The sequence below is a fragment of the Pseudomonas sp. D1-36 genome, from assembly GCF_051132205.1.
GTDB lineage: Bacteria > Pseudomonadota > Gammaproteobacteria > Pseudomonadales > Pseudomonadaceae > Aquipseudomonas.
Genome location: NZ_CP071674.1, coordinates 4,308,633 through 4,322,686 on the forward strand (window position 1 = coordinate 4,308,633; position 14,054 = coordinate 4,322,686).

15 protein-coding genes are annotated in these 14,054 nt (G+C 60.1%); 6 read left to right on the forward strand and 9 right to left on the reverse strand.

What is annotated here, in order from left to right; all coding sequences use genetic code 11:
* Window positions 1–26: 26 nt before the first annotated feature.
* On the forward strand, window positions 27–449 hold the full coding sequence (locus J3P76_RS19115) for a GNAT family N-acetyltransferase (protein WP_434609992.1): 423 nt from the start codon (window positions 27–29) through the stop codon (window positions 447–449).
* 127 nt (window positions 450–576) lie between these two features.
* Here J3P76_RS19115 and def read toward each other — a convergent pair whose 3' ends face one another.
* From def to J3P76_RS19130, 3 genes are all read right to left on the reverse strand, one after another.
* The gene (def, locus tag J3P76_RS19120) at window positions 577–1,116 is read right to left on the reverse strand and encodes a peptide deformylase (RefSeq protein WP_434562684.1); all 540 of its coding nucleotides are present in this window, start codon (window positions 1,114–1,116) and stop codon (window positions 577–579) included.
* Window positions 1,113–2,063, reverse strand: coding sequence for a YihY/virulence factor BrkB family protein (locus J3P76_RS19125; protein WP_420764413.1), 951 nt, complete (start codon window positions 2,061–2,063; stop codon window positions 1,113–1,115). Before J3P76_RS19125 ends, def begins: the two co-directional genes overlap by 4 nt.
* A gap of 174 nt (window positions 2,064–2,237) precedes the next feature.
* Window positions 2,238–2,429, reverse strand: coding sequence for a CsbD family protein (locus J3P76_RS19130; protein ID WP_420764412.1), 192 nt, complete (start codon window positions 2,427–2,429; stop codon window positions 2,238–2,240).
* 195 nt (window positions 2,430–2,624) lie between these two features.
* On the opposite strand from J3P76_RS19130, the gene J3P76_RS19135 reads away from it, so the two are divergent.
* Complete coding sequence (locus tag J3P76_RS19135; protein ID WP_030139341.1) at window positions 2,625–3,002, forward strand: hypothetical protein; 378 nt, start codon at window positions 2,625–2,627, stop codon at window positions 3,000–3,002.
* A gap of 58 nt (window positions 3,003–3,060) precedes the next feature.
* On the opposite strand, the gene fadD1 is transcribed toward J3P76_RS19135, so the two are convergent.
* A complete protein-coding gene (fadD1, locus tag J3P76_RS19140; protein ID WP_420764411.1) occupies window positions 3,061–4,752 on the reverse strand; it encodes a long-chain-fatty-acid--CoA ligase FadD1 in 1,692 nt (563 codons plus the stop codon).
* A 363-nt stretch (window positions 4,753–5,115) separates the two neighbouring features.
* Window positions 5,116–6,804, reverse strand: coding sequence for a long-chain-fatty-acid--CoA ligase FadD2 (fadD2, locus tag J3P76_RS19145; protein ID WP_434675261.1), 1,689 nt, complete (start codon window positions 6,802–6,804; stop codon window positions 5,116–5,118).
* Between the two features lie 209 nt (window positions 6,805–7,013).
* Here fadD2 and J3P76_RS19150 point away from each other — a divergent pair, with 209 nt between their 5' ends.
* Together J3P76_RS19150 and J3P76_RS19155 are read left to right on the forward strand one after the other, a co-directional pair.
* A complete protein-coding gene (locus tag J3P76_RS19150; RefSeq protein WP_434701133.1) occupies window positions 7,014–7,958 on the forward strand; it encodes a lysophospholipase in 945 nt (314 codons plus the stop codon).
* A 40-nt stretch (window positions 7,959–7,998) separates the two neighbouring features.
* Entirely contained in the window at window positions 7,999–8,469 is a 471-nt protein-coding gene (locus J3P76_RS19155) for a MaoC family dehydratase (protein WP_420764408.1), read from the forward strand.
* Between the two features lie 166 nt (window positions 8,470–8,635).
* Here J3P76_RS19155 and J3P76_RS19160 read toward each other — a convergent pair whose 3' ends face one another.
* The 4 genes from J3P76_RS19160 to J3P76_RS19175 form a co-directional block, all read right to left on the reverse strand.
* The gene (locus tag J3P76_RS19160; RefSeq protein ID WP_420764407.1) at window positions 8,636–9,499 is read right to left on the reverse strand and encodes an efflux RND transporter periplasmic adaptor subunit; all 864 of its coding nucleotides are present in this window, start codon (window positions 9,497–9,499) and stop codon (window positions 8,636–8,638) included.
* A gap of 10 nt (window positions 9,500–9,509) precedes the next feature.
* Entirely contained in the window at window positions 9,510–9,716 is a 207-nt protein-coding gene (locus J3P76_RS19165) for a DUF1656 domain-containing protein (protein ID WP_420764406.1), read from the reverse strand.
* Window positions 9,703–11,703 (reverse strand): FUSC family protein, encoded by a 2,001-nt coding sequence (locus J3P76_RS19170; RefSeq protein ID WP_434650154.1) that lies wholly within the window; start codon window positions 11,701–11,703, stop codon window positions 9,703–9,705. Before J3P76_RS19170 ends, J3P76_RS19165 begins: the two co-directional genes overlap by 14 nt.
* Before the next feature lie 205 nt (window positions 11,704–11,908).
* On the reverse strand, window positions 11,909–12,373 hold the full coding sequence (locus J3P76_RS19175; RefSeq protein WP_186709209.1) for a PA2169 family four-helix-bundle protein: 465 nt from the start codon (window positions 12,371–12,373) through the stop codon (window positions 11,909–11,911).
* Window positions 12,374–12,580: 207 nt separating this feature from the next.
* On the opposite strand from J3P76_RS19175, the gene J3P76_RS19180 reads away from it, so the two are divergent.
* Together J3P76_RS19180 and J3P76_RS19185 are read left to right on the forward strand one after the other, a co-directional pair.
* Window positions 12,581–12,817, forward strand: a complete 237-nt coding sequence (locus J3P76_RS19180) for a DUF3820 family protein (RefSeq protein ID WP_060738861.1) — start codon at window positions 12,581–12,583, stop codon at window positions 12,815–12,817.
* 29 nt (window positions 12,818–12,846) lie between these two features.
* A complete protein-coding gene (locus J3P76_RS19185; RefSeq protein ID WP_420764404.1) occupies window positions 12,847–14,034 on the forward strand; it encodes an aminotransferase class V-fold PLP-dependent enzyme in 1,188 nt (395 codons plus the stop codon).
* Window positions 14,035–14,054: the final 20 nt, after the last annotated feature.

Sequence of the window (14,054 nt, forward strand, 5' to 3'; positions counted from 1 at the left end):
TCTCCCCTGCCCTCTCCGCCCTCGCCATGCCCGACTTCCACTACACACGTCTCGACGAGCCTCTGTGGCCGTTGATGAACAAGTTCTACCGCGCCCACCAATCCTCGATGAAAGCCGTGCGCGACGCCCAGCTGTGGGTAGCACGGCGCGAAGACATCGTCGCGGCGCTGTGCCTTCGACCGGTTTCGGGCGGGCATTGGTTGACGGGATTGTTCGTCGACCCGGCGCACCGCGTACAAGGCGTCGCCGCGCGACTGATCGCAGAAGCGGTGAAGGGGCTGGATGAACCGGTGTGGCTGTTCTGTCACCCGGACTTGCGCGGGTTTTATGAACGACGGGGCTTCAGCTTCGACCCCGAACTGCCCTATGCGATGGCTGAAAGGCTGAGCCGGTATGCGCGCAGCAAGCCGATGATTGCGATGGGGTTGGAGCCCAACATACTCTCCTGACGCCGAACACAGTTCATTGTGGGAGTGAGTCTGCTCGCGATCGCGGACTGAATTCAACAGGTGAGTTGACTGAAATACCGCAATCGCGAGCAAGCTCGCTCCCACAATTTTTTTGTGTCGGTTTTAGCTAGTCGTCAGCCATAGGGTCCAGATCCGGAAACATCACTTCGGTAAACCCGAACTTACTGAAATCAGTGATGCGCGACGGATACAAGCGGCCGATCAAGTGATCGCACTCATGCTGGACCACCCGGGCATGAAAGCCCGAGGCGGTGCGCATGATCGGCTCGCCCTTGGGGTCGAAACCTTCGTAACGAATATGCTGGTAACGATCCACCGCGCCGCGCAAGCCTGGCACCGACAGGCAACCTTCGAAGCCTTCTTCCATCAACGGACTCAGCGGCGTGATCAAAGGATTGATCAGGATCGTCTGCGGCACCGCTTCGGCATCGGGATAGCGCTCGCTGTGCTCGAAGCCAAAGATCACCAGTTGCAGGTCCACGCCGATCTGCGGCGCCGCCAGGCCGACGCCGCCGACGCTTTCCATGGTCTGGAACATGTCGTCGATCAGTTGCCACAACTCGGCGCTGTCGAACATTTCCGGCGGCAACGGCGGGGCGATGCGCAGCAGGCGTTCGTCGCCCATCTTCAGGATTTCGCGGATCATGGTCGGGCTTCGTCTGTAGGGGTATGAGCAACGGAATGGTCGCGCCCCAAGCCCGACACATGCTGTTTCTCGTGCTCGCCCGGGGTCTTTTCACCGGTGTCCTTGCCTTCGGCGGACATGTGTTCGATGACCGCATTCATCTCGGCGCCGAGTAGCAACACCGCCGCAGAGATATAGAAATACAGCAACAACACGATGATCGCGCCGATACTGCCATACATGGCGTTGTAGTCGGCGAAAGTCTTCACATAGAACGCAAAACCCAGGGACGCGATGATCCACACCACCACCGCCAATACCGAGCCCGGCGTGATGAAGCGGAACTCCTGTTTGACGTCAGGCATCACGTAATAGATCAGCGCCACAGCCACCATCAGCAAAAACACGATGACCGGCCAGCGCGCCAGGGTCCAGACGGTGACGATGAACTCCTCCAGCCCGATCTGCGAGGCAATCCAACCCATCACTTGCGGGCCCAGTACCATCAAGGCCGCGGCGACCAACAGCATGCCGGCGATACCGACCGTATAAAGAATCGACAGCGGAAAGCGCTTCCAGGCCGGGCGCCCCTCGACCACGTCGTACGCCGCGTTCATGGCGCTCATCATCAGCCGCACGCCGGCCGACGCGGTCCACAGCGCAATGACGATACCCACCGAGAGCAAGCCGCCCTTGGATTGCTGGAGCTGGTCGATCACCGGGTTGACCTGCTCCAGCGCTTGGGGCGGCAGCACCAGTTCCGATTGCAGGCGCAGCCAGGAAAAGAAATCCGGCAGGTGCAGGAAGCCGATCAGCGCGATGAGGAAAAGAATGAAGGGAAACAGCGAAAACAGCATCTGGTAAGCCAGTGCGGAGGCGTAGGTCGACATCTCGTCGTCGAGAAACTCGGTCACCGTGCGCATCATCACGCGATGCAGGGGCAAGCCTTTCAAGGCCGGGAACATCATGTGCGTCTCCTTTCGCCGCAAAAGAGGAAGGTCGCCTGGCGACTCACGGGGCTGCTATCCGTGACAAAAGTAACCTGTTTGGCGACTTTGGAACAATTTCCCCGGTGCAAGTTCGAGCCGACATGATAACGGCCACCCGCGGATGGCCGTTCCAATCGCTTTTTTACAGGCCGGTTATGCCTCGTCCACGCCTTTCTTGACTGCATCCTTGGCCTTGCCCGCGGTTTGCTGGGCCTCACCTTTTTTCTCCTGGACCACGCCCTCGGCGCGCATGCGGTCATTGTCGGTGGCCTTGCCGACACCTTGCTTGATATTGCCGACAGCTTCGTTGGCAACGCCCTTCACTTTATCGTTCGTGCTTCCCATGATGTTTCTCCTGTGAACAACTGTAAGAAAAGTCATTACATAGGGGTTGACCGGCGCCGTTTGCAGGGAGTTTCATTTTTTCAGCGGCGCATTTCATCGTCAGATGCAGGTTGCGCTTTATGTTTGCCGACCCACACCCGAGAATGCTCCACGTATTCAGGCTGCGCCTGAAGCTCCAATTCCCGTAGGAACGTTATGAAACTCGATAAAAAGCAGGCCATCGCCCGCAGGAACCAGGAACTGGGCGGTGCCGTCCTGGGTGTCAACAACTGCCATTTCAGCGAACTGAACCGCAACCGCAACATCTTCTGGTTCGACATCCCGGTGGCCCGCCTGGCCATTGGGCAGTACGAATGGATTCACCTGCTGCTGCACACGCCTGCCACCGACGAACTCTTGCACCTGAAAGTGCCCACCGTGTTCCTGCGGGAAAAAATGGAAGGCCTGGAAGTACGCAACCAGGGCAAACGCAAGGCAGCCCTGAGCCTGGAGCTCAGCGCAGACAAGGATTCGTACCTGCAAGACATGCGGCCCGGCGGCACCAATCTGGATTTTGCGCAGTTTCGGTTGTAACGCTCCACTCGATCAACAAAAAGCCCCGCATCAGCGGGGCTTTTCATTGGTGGGGTTGTTACTTTTTCAGCCCCAGCTTCCTGAGCTCTTCATCCCGCAACTCACGCCGCAGGATCTTGCCGACGTTGGTGGTCGGCAGTGCATCGCGGAACTCCACGGACTTGGGCACCTTGTAGCCGGTGACGTTGGCGCGCATGTGCTCCATCACCTGTTCCTTTGTGAGCGTGACACCCGGACGCGCGACGATGAATATCTTGATCGCCTCGCCGGATTTCTCGTCAGGTACACCGATGGCCGCGCATTGCAGCACGCCCGGCAAGGCCGCCAGCACGTCTTCCAGCTCGTTGGGGTACACGTTGAAACCGGAGATCAGGATCATGTCTTTCTTGCGATCGACGATGCGCATGTAGCCATCCGGCTGGATCACGGCGATGTCACCGGTCTTGAGCCAGCCTTCGCTGTCGAGGATCTCGTCGGTGGCGTCCTGGCGCTGCCAGTAGCCCTTCATGACCTGCGGGCCTTTGACGCACAATTCGCCGATTTCCCCCAAAGGCAACTCTTCGCCCGCGTCATTGATGACCTTGCACAAGGTCGACGGAACCGGAATGCCGATGGTGCCGACCTGGATGTTCTGGATCGGGTTGACCGTGGCAACCGGGCTCGTCTCGGTCATGCCGTAGCCTTCGCAGATCGGGCAACCGGTGACCGCTTTCCAACGCTCCGCCGCCGCCAACTGCAAAGCCATGCCGCCAGACAGGGTAACCTTCAGCGCCGAGAAATCCAGCTTGCGGAAGGCTTCGTTGTTGCACAGCGCCACGAACAACGTGTTGAGCCCTACGAAGCCGCTGAACTTCCATTTCGACAGCTCCTTGACCATCGCCGACAAATCGCGCGGGTTACTGATCAGGATGTTGTGGTTGCCGATCAGCATCATCGCCATGCAATGGAAGGTAAACGCGTAGATGTGGTACAGCGGCAGCGGCGTGATCAGTACTTCACAGCCCTCATTGAGGTTGGAACCCATCAGCGCCTTGCATTGCAGCATGTTCGCCACCAGGTTGCGGTGGGTCAGCATGGCGCCCTTGGCCACGCCCGTGGTGCCGCCGGTGTATTGCAACACCGCCACATCATCACTGGTGGGGCTCGCTTCGTTCACAGGCTGGCCGTGGCCCTTGCTCAGGACGTCGTTGAACTTGATGGCCTTGGGCAAATGATAGGCCGGGACCATCTTCTTGACGTACTTGATCACGCTGTTGATCAATAGGCGCTTGAGCGGCGGCAGCAAGTCGGCCACTTCGGTGACGATGACGTGCTTGACGCCAGTCTTGGGCACCACGCTTTCGGCAAGGTGCGCCATGTTAGCCAGGCAGACCAGTGCCTTGGCACCGGAATCGTTGAATTGATGCTCCATTTCCCGCGCGGTGTAGAGCGGGTTGGTATTGACCACGATCAGGCCGGCGCGGATCGCGCCAAACACAGCCACTGGGTACTGGAGGACGTTGGGCAGTTGCACGGCGATTCGATCGCCCGGCTGCAAATCGGTATGCTGTTGCAGGTACGCGGCAAAGGCACCGGACAATTCGTAGAGCTCACCGTAGGTGATGGTCTTGCCGAGGTTGCTGAATGCCGGCTTGTCGGCGAAGCGTTGGCAGGAATGCTTCAACACCGCCTGAATATTCGGATACTCATCTGGATTGATGTCGGCAGCAATCCCAGCTGGGTACTTATCCTTCCAAAAGTTTTCAATCATGGAAGCCCCACTCCTCAGCAACGCGAATTCTCACCGCATTTGATGCGATTATTATTGGTGTATGTCTATTGGTGAATCTGGCTTGGATAACGGCCGAGAAGTCACAAAAGCGCGCCGAGAGTAGCAGCTTTGCCAAGGGTCGCCTAGAGCCAAAAGCGGCCCCTACAGTCACAAATATGACTCAAGAACATTCAATGGTCATTTTTAGAGTAAAAATTCTAAGCCTTATTTAATTGTCCCGAATCCATAAAACCTGTGGGAGCGAGCTTGCTCGCGATAACGATGTATCAGCCAATCTTTCTGGCACCGATACACCGCCATCGCGAGCAAGCTCGCTCCCACTAAGGGTCTGTCGCGCCGGCCTCAGGCGATATCGCGCAACTCCCGGCGCAGGATCTTGCCCACCGGTGTCATCGGCAGCGATTCCCGCAACACGATGTGCTTGGGCACCTTGTAGCCGGTGAAATTCTCCTTGCAGTACGCCTTGAGCTCTTCGAGGCTGACGCCCGCCTCACGGGCCACGACGAACAGTTTCACCGCCTCGCCCGAACGTTCGTCCGGCACGCCGATGACCGCGCAGCTGGCGACTTTCGGGTGGGCCATCACCACATCCTCGATTTCGTTCGGGTACACGTTGAAGCCCGAGACAATGATCATGTCTTTCTTGCGATCAACGATGCGCACGAACCCGTCGGGGTCGATCACAGCGATATCTCCGGACTTGAACCAGCCCTCCCTGTCGAGCACTTCGGCGGTCGCTTCGGGCTTGTTCCAGTAGCCCTTCATGATCTGCGGCCCCTTGATGCACAGCTCGCCGCGTTCGCCCAAGGGCAGCTCGACACCGTCGTCACTGATGACTTTCATCAGCGTACCCGGCACCGGCAGCCCCACCGTGCCCAGGCGCGACTTGCCACCGTAAGGGTTGGCGCTGGCCACTGGCGAGGTTTCCGTCAGGCCGTAGCCCTCGGTGATGCCGCAACCGGTCAACTGCTTCCAACGTTCGGCGGTGGCCTTGACCAACGCGGTGCCGCCTGAGTTGGTGACCTTGAGGTTGGAGAAATCCAGCGTCTTGAAATCCGGATGGTCCATCAGCGCGACGAACAGCGTGTTGAGCCCCAGCAGCAAGGAAAACCGCCAGTTCTTCAGCTCCTTGATGAAACCGCCGATGTCCCTTGGATTGGTGATCAGCACGTTGTGGTTGCCCGTGACCATCATGCACATGCAGTTCGCCGTGAAGGCGTAGATGTGATACAGCGGCAGCGGTGCGATCATCACCTCCTGGCCCTCGCGCAACAAAGGCTTGCCGTCGTCGCCGATCTGCCCCAGGCAGGCGCGGGCCTGCTGCATGTTGGCCACCAGGTTGCCGTGGGTCAGCATGGCGCCCTTGGCCAAGCCGGTGGTGCCGCCGGTGTATTGCAGCACGGCAATGTCCCCGAGGCTGACATTGAGCGGCTTGATGGCCTGGCCCCGTCCCAAACGCAAGGCGCTCTTGAAGGAAATGGCCTGGGGCAGCGAATAGGCCGGGACCATTTTCTTGACCTTGCTCACGACTGTATTGACCAGCCAGCCCTTGGCGGTGGGCATCAGGTCGCCCATCTTCGCCTCGATCAGGTATTGCAGGTCGGTGTCGGGCAGCACTTCCTGCACTTTCTGCCCGAACAGGTTCATGTACACCAGCGCCCGGGCGCCGGAGTCCTTGAATTGGTGACGCATTTCCCGGGGGGTGTACAGCGGATTGGTGTTGACCACCACCAGCCCGGCGCGCAGGGCACCAAAAACCGCGATCGGGTATTGCAGGACATTGGGCATCTGCACGGCGATACGATCGCCGGGCGCCAGGTCGGTATTGGCTTGCAGGTAACCGGCGAAGGCCGCGCTGTAACGCTCCAACTCGGCGTAGGTGATCGTCACCCCCATGTTGCTGTACGCCGGACGGTCGGCAAATTTCTTGCAGGAACGCTCGAACACCTCGACGACTGACTTGTAGGCACTCAGGTCGATGTCCGAGGGCACGCCGGCCGGGCGTTTGTCATTCCAGAAATCAGGCTGCATTGTTTTTGTCCTCTTTACCTGAACATATCCGGTAACCGCTTGCGTATCGCTTGCACAGGCGGAGCTCATGGGACACTAGCAGCTATGGCCAATCAGGCAAATATGGCAACTTGCGTCATAGATTGTGTGAATCTTGCTGAATCGCCTGGCGCAACGGATGCGCTATACAATGCAGCGACGCTGCGTCTGACTTTGTGCAAGGAACCGCCATGATCCACCAAACGTTCTGGCTGACCGCGACCGATCACAGCCGCTTGCTCGTCAACCAATGGCTACCCGAAACCGCCCCGCTGGCGGTGATCATGCTGGCTCACGGCATGGCGGAACACAGTGACCGCTATGGGCGCCTGGCCCAGGCGTTGTGCGATGAAGGCTACGGCGTCTACGCGCCGGACCAACGTGGCCACGGCAAGACCGGCGAAGAAGCGATCCTGGGTCATTTTGCCGACCAGGACGGCTGGGCCAAAGTTGTGGGCGACCTGGCAAGCCTGAACCATCACATCGGCCAGCAACATCCAGAAACACCAATCCTGCTGCTGGGGCACAGCATGGGCAGCTATATCGCCCAGGGCTATTTGTTGCACCACAGCGCCAGCCTGCACGGGGCCATCCTCAGCGGTTCGAACTTCCAACCCGTGGCGCTTTACCGCGCGGCGCGGCTAATCGCCCGTTTCGAACGCAGGCGGCAGGGCGCCACTGGGCGTAGCGCCCTGATCGAATGGCTCTCATTTGGCAGCTTCAATAAAAAGTTCAAACCGACCCGCACGCCCTTCGACTGGCTCAGCCGCGACCCCGGCGAAGTCGACAAATACATTCGCGACCCGCTGTGCGGCTTTCGTTGCACCAATCAACTGTGGATCGACCTGCTCGGCGGGTTGCAGCAGATCAGCAAAGCGTCCAATCTCGCGCAGATTGATCCAGGGCTGCCGCTGCTGGTGATTGGCGGTGAATGTGATCCGGTGAGCGAAGGCAAGCGTCTGAGAGATCTGGCCGATGCCCTGCGCGACGCCGGCAACCAACGTTTGCAACTGAAGATCTATCCGCAGGCTCGGCACGAACTGTTCAACGAAACCAACCGCGATGAGGTGACCGCCGATGTGCTGGCCTGGATTGCCCAGACGCTAAGCCACCAGCGACCACCACGCAGCGAGTAGGTTTGCAGCGTTTTTTCTCTACACGTCACAGGATCCAGACATGACCCAGGTTACCAACATCCCTTACGAAGCCCTCGAAGTCGGCCAGACCGCCAGCTACAGCAAGACCGTCGAAGAGCGCGACATCCAGCTGTTCGCCGCCATGTCCGGCGATCACAACCCGGTACACCTGGACGCCGAATTCGCCGCCGCCAGCATGTTCAAGGAACGCATCGCCCACGGCATGTTCAGCGGTGCGCTGATCAGCGCGGCAGTGGCCTGTGAGTTGCCTGGGCCGGGGACCATCTATATCGGCCAGCAGATGAGTTTCCAGAAGCCGGTGAAGATTGGCGATACCCTGACCGTGCGCCTGGAGATCCTGGAAAAGCTGCCGAAATTCCGCGTGCGTATCGCCACGCGCGTGTTCAACCAGCGCGATGAGCTGGTGGTGGACGGCGAAGCGGAGATCCTGGCGCCGCGCAAGCAGCAGACCGTGACCTTGCCCGAGTTGCCGGCAATCAGCATCGGCTGATGCGACTCGACACTCCCGTGGCGAGGGAGCTTGCTCCCGCTGGGGTGCGAAGCGCCCCTTGGAAAAGGCTTGCGCGTCCAACCTGAACAACGCAACGTTCGTTTTGCGACTGCTTCGCAGCCGAGCGGGAGCAAGCTCCCTCGCCACGGGGTGCGCGGCGCAGCGGCTATCGCTGTTCGTCCTGCACCTGCACACTCGCTGTCATCCCGGCACTCAGGCTCACCCCTTCCGGCACCTTGTCCAGCTTGATCCGCACCGGGATCCGCTGGGCCAGGCGCACCCAGTTGAAGGTCGGCTCGACCTCTGCCAGCAGTTGCGCATCGGGGTTGGTGTTGCGGTCGGTGATGCCTCGACTGATGCTTTCCACATGGCCGTCCAGCGCATGGCCGGCGCTCATCAACCAGACCTTGACCGGATCGCCGACGCGAATGCGCGGCAACTTGGTTTCCTCGAAGTAAGCTTGCACGTAGAACGTCGAATCATCGACCAACGCCATGACCGGTTGCCCGGCGTTCACATAGTTGCCTTCGGCCAGGCGCAGGTTGGTGACGTGGCCGCTGCGTGGGGCCAGGACCTGGCTGCGAGCCAGGTTCAGCTCCGCGACTTTGGCCTCGGCCTGGGCCTCGCGTAGCTCGCCACGGGCGATGCCGGCATTGATCTGGGCGTTCTCGCGCAATTCGGCGCTGATGGCCTGGGGTCCCAGGGCCGCTCGACGGCTGGCTTCGTGTTCGCGCAGGCTCAACTGCTGCTGGCGGGTCTGCACTACCGCGCGGGCCTTCTCCACCGCGGCCTCGAAACGCTCGCGATCGATACTCAGCAACAAATCCCCCGCCTTGACGTGCTGGTTGTCCACGGCCCTGAGCTCGCGCACCCAACCCGAGACGTCTGGGGCGATCACCACCACGTCGGCACGGATTCGCGCGTCCCGGGTCCAGGGCGTGAGCATGTAGTACTGCCACAAATGAAAACCGGCGAAGATCGCCAGGGCCACCACGCTCAACGTGACGGCGACACGTACGGAAGTACGCATGTTCAACTCCTCATGACGGTCCGAGGACCAGGGTAATGACAGTCAAAACACAGACATACAGAGCGCAGTCGAACAGCGCTTCATGCCAGATCCAGCGCCCTGCCGGCACGAGACTGAGCAGCAGTCGCAAGGCTCCGGTGACCAACAAGGCCAGCACGACATAAATCAAAAACGGGCTGAGCAGCACCCCGCCGATCGACCATTCATGCAAGCCCATGGCTATGTTTCCCTTCTGAAGATTCGTGCTGGCGGCACCAGGCGCGCCAGCTGTTCTGCAATTGCACCACCGCGCCCTGGGCCAGCTTCAGCGCGTCGCTTGGCGGTTGCTTTGAAAGCGCTGCCAGATAATCGTCGCTCGCCTGGGCCAGTGCGTCGGCCTGCCCGCCCGCCGGGCCGTGCTCCAGTACCTGCTCCAACGTTTCGAAATATCGGCGTTGGGCTGGACTGTCCGGGACTTGGGCGACGGCCAGGCTCAAGCGCAGATGGAGCAATTCGTCCCCGACGTCCAGGCCCAGCAAACCATCGTCCCAACGACTGCGCGCCGGCACCGGCAGCTCCGGATAGTGCCGCGCCAGTTGCAGCAAACGATCGGCCATGCGCCCGCCGAACCAGCTCTCGGCGCCGCGCAGATTGCGATGGGTCAAGCGCACCAGGTCATCGAGCGTTGCCGCCAGCAACCGACGGCTGTGCCAGGCCGGGTTGCGCAGAATCAACAAGTTGAATGCCAGCACGGCCGCGCCGACACCGATCATCATGGCCTGGGCATTGTTGAAAAATGTCGCAACGTCGTACTTCATGGCGTTAAGCGGCGATACCAACACCACGAAGTGCAGGCAGAACGAGGTGGCGGTCGCGTAGAGCGGCGGCTTGGCCATGCCCAGCGCCCCCAGGAACAGAGGTACGCCCATGGCCATGCAGAGCATCGCAAAGCTGCTCCATTGGGGCAGCAGGATTTCACCGATCACAAACGCGGTCGGTACCGCCAGGAGAATGCCTCGCAAGAAACTCATGCCGATCTGCGCGCCATTTTCGCGGCTGGCGAACAGGCTGCACACCACACACGTCAGCAACAGCGCGCCCGACGCGGCAGGCCAGGCAGTGGCCAGCCAGAAACACGCCACTGCCAGGAACGCCAGGGCGCTGCGGGCTCCAAACACCATCGCCAGGGACAAGTCCCGATGGGGCGCCAGGGTGCGTGGCGGATCGGCCGCCGCCCTGCCCTCTTGCACCGCCGACAGCGCAGCGCAGGCCGCCAGGGCGGTGTCGAGCAACAAAGCGAAACGTGCCAGGCAATAACTTTGCGCCGAGCTGAACCGTGCTTCGTGAGACGCATCCCATACCCGCGGCCGCAGTGCCTGCAATGTCGTGCTGTCGGCGTCGAGGGCTTGCTGCACCTCGCTCATCCACGGCTGCAGCGCTTGGGCTTCTTGAGGGTCGAGCTGGTTCCATTGTCGGCGTACCGAGCGCGAAATGCGCAGCAGCATCAACAGTTTCTGGCTCAAGCCACTGATGGCCCGGGCACGCTGGCGGCCCAGGCGGCCTTCGAACCAGGCATGTTCGCGCTGGGCGTCTACCGCGACGATTTTGCCGAGGATTTCCAACAGACCTTTGCGCGCCTGGGCATCGCCGGCCAATGTGGCGCGCGCCGCCTGCATGCCACTTTGCCAGGCGGCACGTGCCTGATCCGCCAATTGCCGTTCAACCCGCAACGGCCAGAGCAAGGCGCTGGTCACGGTGGCGCAGGTGATGCCCAGGCTGATCTCGGTGCAACGCGCCACCGCCTGGTCGAACACTCCAAGCGGATGGGCGATGGCCGGCAAGGCAATGATCGCCACGGTGTAGCCAGCCAGCACGAACGAATACGACCACGCGCTGCGCAAGAGCGTCGAACAGGCCGTGCACACGCCCAGCCACAACGCCAGCGCCAGCAGGAACAACCAGGGCGCCTGGGCGAACAGGCCCATGAACACCACCGACATGATTGTCCCCACCAGAGTCCCGACCAAGCGTGCCAGGCCCTTCTGCACCACCATCCCAGACAACGGCTGGGCAACGATAAACGCGGTCATCAGCGCCCACGACGGCTGCTCCAATCCCCAGCGCAACGCCAGCCACAACGCCAGGCCGCCACCGAGCACAGTCTTGATGGCGAACTGCACAGCGAGACGATCAGGGGCGAACAGAGCCTGAAAGGTGATGGGCACGCGCAAAACTCTTCTTGAGATGATGTAACGATAGATCGTGAGAGGGGCGGCGCAATTATTAGGGAGCTATCTATTCACGTCCAGAGTTGATTGTTGAGCGTTCTGACAAACACTCTTGCGAATTGGTGCCGAAAAGTCTTACTGCCCAGATCGCTCCCATAAAAAAACGCCAGGCAAGCTGGCGTTTTTTCTTCACACGCGGATGTTAGCTGGCACGCGCCTGGTTGCGCAGAGCCTTGACCTGGTCATGGTTGCGTTGCACGCCGTGGTACTGACGCTCCACGAGGTCACGAATGCCCACCAGGTTGTGTTTGTTGATCTTCTCGATGGCTTCCTTATAAGCCTTCAGCGCATGGTCTTCGCCGCGCTCGGCTTCGTTCAGCACAGCCTCTTCGTCCTTGCCGGTGAACATGGATTTTACGTCGACCCAACGGCGGTGCAGGTCACCGGCAACGCTGGTAGAAGTTTCCGGATCGCCACCCAGGGAACGCACGGCGGCTTGCAGCTCAGCCGCAGCGGTGGCGCAATCGGCGGCGCGCTTGACAAACAGCGCCTTGAGCTCAGGGTGCTTGATGTCTTCAGCGCAGGTCTTGAATCCTTCCTGGCCATCCTTGCTGGTCTCGATCAGGTCGTTCAAGACAGAGATGGATTCTTTGTTGATGTCAGTCATTTTTCAGTTCCTTTGCTTGGTGAATAAAAACCTGCAAGGGATATTGCATCGGCCATGCCAGCCATCATCACAACTTAAAATCCATTTAAATCAATAAGTTATGAACACATGAGAAATCTGTATCCGCGTTATTTGCATGATCTGTCATTTGGCCTGCATGCAGAATGCCTGTATTTTCCCTAGGACTTTCAATAAGACAGCCGCCCTATGAATCCAGAAAAGCTTGAGCTGCTGGTCACCCGCCAGATGCCCTTCGGCAAGTACAAGGGCAGAATTCTTGCCGACCTGCCAGGCCAATACCTGAATTGGTTCGCGCGGGAGGGCTTCCCTCACGGCGAATTGGGCGGGTTGCTGGCATTGATGCAGGAAATCGACCACAACGGTCTGTCTGACCTGCTGGATCCGCTGCGGGCTAAACATGGCTTGCCCAAACCTCGCCATTGACCCCTGCCATTGACTGACTGAGCTCTGCGATGCCCGAAAATACGCTGCGTGCCCACGACGAAGCCTTCTGGGAAACCTTTGTCGGTCGTTACGATGTCGACGTCAATGGTCCGCTCAACCTGGAAAACGGCTACTTTGGCCGGATGTCCCGTACGGTGGTCGCGGAGTACCAACGCAATATCGACTGGGTGAACCGCGGCAATTCGGTCTACGTGCGCCAACAGTTCGACCTGGAGCATTGCGAAGTGATTCGCCGAGAGGTGGCGCAGCTCATCCACGCCCCAGCGTCCACCGTGGCGCTGGCCACCAACGCGGTTGACGCCTTGCAGACGCTGATCCGCAATTACAACCAGCTCAAGCCTGGCGACCAGGTTCTGATCAGCGACGTGGAGTACGAGTCGGTCAAAAGCGCGATGCGCTGGCTCGCCCGCCAGCGTGGCGCCGAGGTCATCGAGCTGGTCCATCCGCACCCCGCCAGTTTCGACAGCCTGGTGGGCACGTATCGAGAAGCCTTCATTCGTTATCCGCGCCTGAAGCTGATGGCGCTGACCTACGTTAACCACCTGACCGGCCTGGTGATGCCGGTCCAGGCGATAGCCGAGACGGCACGGGAGTTCGACGTCGATATCATTCTCGACGGCGCCCACGCCCTGGGGCAGATCGATTTCAATCTCAATAAGCTCGGCATTCAATTTGCCGGGTTCAACTTGCAGAAATGGCTTGGCGGCCCTCTGGCCCTGGGCTTTCTCTATATCGCTCCACACCGGCTGGCCGACATCGACCCGGACATGGACGAAGGCCACTACCCCACCACCGATATACGCTCGCGCACGCCCCACAGCACGCCCAACATCCCGGCCCTGCTGACGCTGCCCCTGGTATTCGAAGAGCACCGTGCCCTGGGCGGAGCACCGGCCAAGGGTGCTCGGCTCTGTTATCTACGGGACCTGTGGGTGAGCGCGGTGCGCGATGTGCCCGGCATCGAGGTCATGACCCCAGACGACCGGCGCCTCTATTGCGGTATCACGTCCATGCGATTCACCAACCAGCCTGATCAACAGGTGATGGCCGACCGACTGCTCAAGGAATATGGGATCTTTACCGTGGTGCGCAAGACCAGCGTCGGCCTCTGCATCCGCATTACGCCGGGGTTGATTACCTTGGCGCGGGATATGGAGCGGTTGACTGCGGCACTGATCAACCTGAACAGTACGTAACCCGTGGCGAGGGCGCTTGG

Coding starts and splice junctions, on each gene's coding strand:
- J3P76_RS19115 (WP_434609992.1), top strand. CDS start 27: ATGCCCGACTTCCACTACACACGTCTCGACGAGCCTCTGTGGCCGTTG.
- def (WP_434562684.1), bottom strand. CDS start 1,116: ATGATCCGCGAAATCCTGAAGATGGGCGACGAACGCCTGCTGCGCATC.
- J3P76_RS19125 (WP_420764413.1), bottom strand. CDS start 2,063: ATGATGTTCCCGGCCTTGAAAGGCTTGCCCCTGCATCGCGTGATGATG.
- J3P76_RS19130 (WP_420764412.1), bottom strand. CDS start 2,429: ATGGGAAGCACGAACGATAAAGTGAAGGGCGTTGCCAACGAAGCTGTC.
- J3P76_RS19135 (WP_030139341.1), top strand. CDS start 2,625: ATGAAACTCGATAAAAAGCAGGCCATCGCCCGCAGGAACCAGGAACTG.
- fadD1 (WP_420764411.1), bottom strand. CDS start 4,752: ATGATTGAAAACTTTTGGAAGGATAAGTACCCAGCTGGGATTGCTGCC.
- fadD2 (WP_434675261.1), bottom strand. CDS start 6,804: ATGCAGCCTGATTTCTGGAATGACAAACGCCCGGCCGGCGTGCCCTCG.
- J3P76_RS19150 (WP_434701133.1), top strand. CDS start 7,014: ATGATCCACCAAACGTTCTGGCTGACCGCGACCGATCACAGCCGCTTG.
- J3P76_RS19155 (WP_420764408.1), top strand. CDS start 7,999: ATGACCCAGGTTACCAACATCCCTTACGAAGCCCTCGAAGTCGGCCAG.
- J3P76_RS19160 (WP_420764407.1), bottom strand. CDS start 9,499: ATGCGTACTTCCGTACGTGTCGCCGTCACGTTGAGCGTGGTGGCCCTG.
- J3P76_RS19165 (WP_420764406.1), bottom strand. CDS start 9,716: ATGGGCTTGCATGAATGGTCGATCGGCGGGGTGCTGCTCAGCCCGTTT.
- J3P76_RS19175 (WP_186709209.1), bottom strand. CDS start 12,373: ATGACTGACATCAACAAAGAATCCATCTCTGTCTTGAACGACCTGATC.
- J3P76_RS19180 (WP_060738861.1), top strand. CDS start 12,581: ATGAATCCAGAAAAGCTTGAGCTGCTGGTCACCCGCCAGATGCCCTTC.
- J3P76_RS19185 (WP_420764404.1), top strand. CDS start 12,847: ATGCCCGAAAATACGCTGCGTGCCCACGACGAAGCCTTCTGGGAAACC.